Raw genomic sequence first — 5,198 nt, 5'->3', positions numbered from 1 at the left:
CGAGTCAGAATGACTCGTCTTTTTTGTGTTTAATGAAATAAGCTTGTTATCTATGGTTCAAGAAACCTATTGATAACAAGCTTATTTGCGTAAAAGTAAGGGTATTACTTCTATTTATTATAGTTTCACTTTATTTTTTATATCGATAAGCTCAAAACGTTCACAAACGAGTAGTATATCTTCAGAAAAGCCAAGGCCAAGCTCATATAGTTCCTTTGTAAAGAACTGTATATGGGTGTCTCTCCAGTAATTATAAGTAAGATCGCCTTCACCTTCAGCTATAGCAAATTCTTCGGTTACTTCATTCATTGGTGTTACAGTTACTTCTATTGTCTTGATAATTGCTACAGGTTCATCCTGACTATTGAGTATAATACTATAATCTTTAGTTGTCGGCAGCGGTTCATTTTCTAATTCATAAAAAATATGGCTGGAGCATGTTGCTGTTTTTACACCATCAATGACTAATTGAGCGAGATAATCAGGAGAATCACCAAATTGCCAAGCTGTAACGGATTTCGGTTTTTCATTGTTCCCCCAATAAGTATCCCAATATGTTTGCGCTAATGGATTCATTTGTATATTTACCTCACTTTAGTTAAAGTTCATTTTCTTTATAAGCCCTGGGCAATTTGCTTATTTGTAATAGTTTTGTAGTCATTTAAAATTTGTATTGCTGTATTACGGATCAATAAAAGTAATAGCTGAATGAATATGGTTTATAAACCCGTTCTGTCCATTTATGGCCATTTTTCCCGTAGACGCCCATAGTAATAGACGGGATTTTTAATTTGCGGATTGTTTCATATGGTAATGGATATAGTTGTTATGTAGTCTATTTGTGATTTGGGTTGCAATAAAATTAGGATCAATGCCAGACAATGTATCGCCTACGTGTACTTCTCTTCCGTAAATATAGAAACGAGGAAGAAGTTTACCTGCAGTTCCTGTATAAATGTACCGCTGAGTATCTCCATCATATAAAGGTGTTATAAAATCATTGTTAATAGCCAAACGATACTGTAATTGTTTTTCTTACTTCAGTCTTTCGAATTCGGTTAAGGCAGAGATAATCCCACGATGTTCTCCTTCTTCATCTCCATTGAATAAGAGTAGTAGATTTCCTTCGAGTAAATGCACATGTTCTGAGAAGTATAGTATATTGGCTAGATGAATGGCAGCACCACCTTTCATATCAAGAGAACCACGGCCGAACAGCCACTCTCCAGGTTTTGCATCGGTTTGAAAATATTGTTCGAGTGTTTCAGGAGAGAAAGCATGTTCTTTTAACGATCCGAATTCTTCAATGCCGACTATATTTAAGTGTGAATGATAAATGATAGTAGAGGGGGAAGCGTTTTTTCTTTTACAAATGCAAATACATTTTTTCTACCTATTGGATTATGAGGTACATGTTGAATCCATAGGTGTTCAGGGTGCTTTTGAAAATACTATATAGTTCATCTATAATACTGACCTCGCCATCGGTACCGTTAATACTATTAAATGAAACTAAATGATTTGTTAGCAATCCGATTTGTTTTTCTAACGTTAAACCTTGCAGTTGTTTGTATATAGACATAGGATGAAACCTACTTAAATCTTATAATTGGGAGTCTTTCGTAGAGAAGATAAGTGCAAGTGGGAAAACTATAGTACGATTACTTAAATACAAGGAAGTAGTGGTATGGAACGTTCGTTCTATAGTGGTGTAATGGGCATATTCAATCAATTGAGGTGTTTATTTTTAATTCAGTATATGTGTTTAAAGAAGAAATGCTATTACTAGGTTCGGATTTCAAGTATAGCTTTTGATCTTACATATTTTAATGATTAGTTCAAAGAATATTCGGATTATTAATGGTGGTGTATTACCACTATGCCATATTGAAGTGAGTAATACTAGAGGTGAAATAGATAAAAACCGATATTCCTTGAATATCGGTTTAATAATATGTGGCTTATATGAAGCTATAGCAATACGAAAAGTGTAAATAAGATGGCTAACAAAATACGATAATATGCAAAAGGTTTTAAACCTATCTTTTCTAAAAGCTTCAGGAAAGTTACTACCGCTAGCATTGCTACTATAAAAGAGGTAATGAATCCTATAGCAAACATAGGAAGATCATCCACACTTAAATACTTCCAACTTTTTAATAAGTCTAAGCCTGTAGCTCCAACCATTACAGGAAGAGCAATGAGAAAAGAGAACTCAGATGCAGTCTTATAATTTGCTTTCGCTAATAGACCTCCAGAAATAGTAGAGCCAGCCCTTGAGAAGCCAGGATATACTGCTAAGCATTGAAATAATCCAATTGTTAATGCTTGACGGTATGTTAAATCATCTAGTGAAAAAGCGATTGCCTCTGCCTTTTTTACTTCTGCAAAAATCATAAGAAATGCTCCTGCTACAAGTCCGATTACGACAGTATACGGCTGGAATAAGTATGTTTTAATAACATCATGTAATAATAAGCCAACAACTACTGCTGGGAATACACCAAGAAAAACATGTAATGCATTGAATTTTTTCTCTTTCCGAAGAAGGGGTTTAATATTACATAAAGAAACAAGACGTTTATGATATAAAATCGCGATAGCTAAAATTGCCCCTAACTGTATGACAATTTCAAATGTTTTTGCCCTTTCTCCTTCAAAACCTAACAAATGTCCGACTAATATAAGATGGCCAGTAGAAGAGATGGGTAAAAATTCAGCTAACCCTTCTACAATGCCAAGTATGAAGGCAATGATAAGATCGCTCATAGTTTCACTCCTATAAATTAATGAATATCTACTCTTTTAAAATAGAATAGTGTTGTAATAAATCCGAAAATAGCTGTTACTGCAATGATGATATAAGAATACTCTGGTGGATAAGTCGGTTGTAATTCGTTATTTGCTATATCTAGAGTAGCGGTCCATGGGAATAGGTCTTTATGTTTTGAATTTACGATCATAAGGTTAGTCATTGTAATAATGATTGTTAATATAATAGGCGGTACATAGGTCTTCATTACAAGGGTTAGTAGTACAATAGGTGAAGACAAAAGAAAGAGAAGTCCACCACATATTAAAAATTTTATGAGAGAGCCTAAAAGTAAGGTGATACTAAACCCAGGGAAGCTACCTATTAGCCCTAATAATAAAGTTAGCGCCCAAGCAACTAAAGTTAGCATCATGATCCAAAGGAATAGAAGGATAAACTTACTTATAATAAAGCTAATACGTGATACTGGGATAGTTAGCAAGTTTTTTAATGTATCTTCCGTGTATTCACGGGTAAATAGATAAGCGATTACAACTCCATATAAGGGGAATCCTATAATTAAAGTAGTGTATAGGTTAACTTCAGTGAACAGTTGACCAAATAAAATAGTTGGAGTAGGCTGCTTTGTCTTCATGTGTATATAAGAAGCTACAACCACTAAAAATGGCGCGACACCTGCTCCGATAATACTAATCAAAAACATATTGGATCGTTTCAATTTTAATAGTTCTGTATAAAGCAGATTAACCAATTGTGTCACCCCCAACTAGTTTGGTGAAATAATCTTCTAGTCTATCTTCGCTCATCACAATTTTTAATACTTCAATATCGTTACGAACCAACGTTCTATTAATGTGTCCTTGCTGTCCAAAGTGAGAATAAACGCGAATATTTCCTTCATCATGTACCTCATAATCAAAAATTTGAAAATGATTTTCTAATAGCATCGCAGCTTTATTATCATTATTTACTTGGAATTCTATGTACTTACGATTGGCTTTACGCAGTGTATCAAGAGAAACTTCTTCTAATAACCTTCCTTCATGAATAATTCCCATACGATCAACTAGTTGTTCCACCTCAGCTAATATATGACTAGAAATGAGTATCGTTATATTTCTTTCTTGAGCTAAAGATTTAATGAGTTTTCGCATTTCTTTAATACCGATTGGATCTAGTCCGTTAGTTGGTTCATCTAGTATGAGTAGTTCAGGATAATGGAGAAGAGCACGTGCAATTCCTAAGCGTTGCTTCATTCCTAAAGAGTATTTTCCTACTATTTTTTTGTTTCGTGCTGCAAGCCTACAATTTCTAATGCTTCTTCAATTGCAGTCCTTTTGTGAACTCCAATTATCTTTGCATTAATTAATAAGTTCTCTCTTGCAGTTAAGCTTTCTAATATGCACCATAACGGTATTATCATCTTCTATATAATTATCGTCCCATACATTTCGAAAGAGTTGTGTTTTTGTAAATACTTGCTCTGGGTTTGAAGCGAAGAATTTTAATAGTTCAAGTTCTTTTCCAGTTAAGTTGATTTCTTTTCCGTTCGTATGGACTGTGTATTTTTTAAAATCGATAGTTAGTCCTTTAAATGTTAAAGCTGTTTTCTCTTGTACCGTTAGTATTACTTCCAAGAACTAAAAAACGTCGCATAAGAGCTTTTACTCTTGCAACCACTTCGTGAATACTGAAAGGTTTCGTAATATAATCATCAGCACCTATGCTTAAGCCCAGAATTTTATCAACTTCGTGATCTTTAGCAGTTAGCATTAATATAGGAATGTTAGTTGTATCTCTAAGTTTTCTGCACACTTCGATACCATCTACTTTCGGCATCATAAGATCTAATATAACGAGGTTGTAGTTATTTTGGTTAAATAAGCACAACGCTTCTTCGCCATTAATTGCAGTATCTACCATATATAATTCTCGCTCTAAATATCTTTTTAATAAGTCTCGAATTTCTTTATCGTCATCTGCTATAAGAATACGTATATCTTTCATATCGTCACCTGTTTCTAATAGAATGTTATTGATATTACAATTTGATAAACAAAGGGGAATAGGGAGCGGTAATAAAAAATAAAGCAACTTTCTAATTATATACTATTAATTGTTAAAATAAGGTTGCTAGTTTAGCTGAAAAGAATCAATCGTATGAGTTCGGTAAGATGGGGGAAGTAAGTCCTTTGTAATAGAGAAGTGTCTAAATTGAAAAGTATGTAGAAGAATAGATTAGTAAAGAAAAGTAGACGAGGGTTTCTATTTAAATGGAATCTTTATAGGTCCGTATCTAGAGCTAAAAGAGTACGAAGGTATTAAATTAAATATCTTTATAAAAAGGTGTTGACGATTAGCGTATAGAGGTGTAATATAGAACAAGTCGCCGATAGCAACAACGCAGAAAGCGACAAAAGAAATG

General features: G+C 33.7%; 3 protein-coding genes and 3 pseudogenes. All 6 read right to left on the bottom strand.

Features of this window, described 5'->3' with window-relative positions; all coding sequences use genetic code 11:
- Positions 1 to 117: 117 nt before the first annotated feature.
- A complete protein-coding gene (locus tag JTF23_RS27260; protein ID WP_204210277.1) occupies positions 118 to 576 on the bottom strand; it encodes an ASCH domain-containing protein in 459 nt (152 codons plus the stop codon).
- Between the two features lie 246 nt (positions 577 to 822).
- Positions 823 to 1,326 (bottom strand): annotated as a pseudogene (locus JTF23_RS28515) (M20/M25/M40 family metallo-hydrolase); the annotation flags it as partial.
- A 645-nt stretch (positions 1,327 to 1,971) separates the two neighbouring features.
- A complete protein-coding gene (gene uppP / locus JTF23_RS27250; protein WP_204210276.1) occupies positions 1,972 to 2,769 on the bottom strand; it encodes an undecaprenyl-diphosphate phosphatase in 798 nt (265 codons plus the stop codon).
- Between the two features lie 17 nt (positions 2,770 to 2,786).
- Positions 2,787 to 3,524 (bottom strand): ABC transporter permease, encoded by a 738-nt coding sequence (locus JTF23_RS27245; RefSeq protein ID WP_078182257.1) that lies wholly within the window; start codon positions 3,522 to 3,524, stop codon positions 2,787 to 2,789.
- A pseudogene (locus JTF23_RS27240) lies at positions 3,517 to 4,169 on the bottom strand (ATP-binding cassette domain-containing protein); the annotation flags it as partial. The pseudogene JTF23_RS27240 and the gene JTF23_RS27245, both read right to left, overlap by 8 nt.
- Positions 4,144 to 4,780, bottom strand: a pseudogene (locus tag JTF23_RS27235) (response regulator transcription factor); the annotation flags it as partial. The pseudogenes JTF23_RS27240 and JTF23_RS27235, both read right to left, overlap by 26 nt.
- Positions 4,781 to 5,198: the final 418 nt, after the last annotated feature.

It is taken from the genome of Bacillus sp. RIT 809 (assembly GCF_016892495.1).
Lineage (GTDB): Bacteria > Bacillota > Bacilli > Bacillales > Bacillaceae_G > Bacillus_A > Bacillus_A cereus_U.
This window is presented reverse-complemented; position numbering and strand designations above follow the sequence as displayed.

Coding starts and splice junctions, on each gene's coding strand:
- JTF23_RS27260 (WP_204210277.1), bottom strand. CDS start 576: ATGAATCCATTAGCGCAAACATATTGGGATACTTATTGGGGGAACAAT.
- uppP (WP_204210276.1), bottom strand. CDS start 2,769: ATGAGCGATCTTATCATTGCCTTCATACTTGGCATTGTAGAAGGGTTA.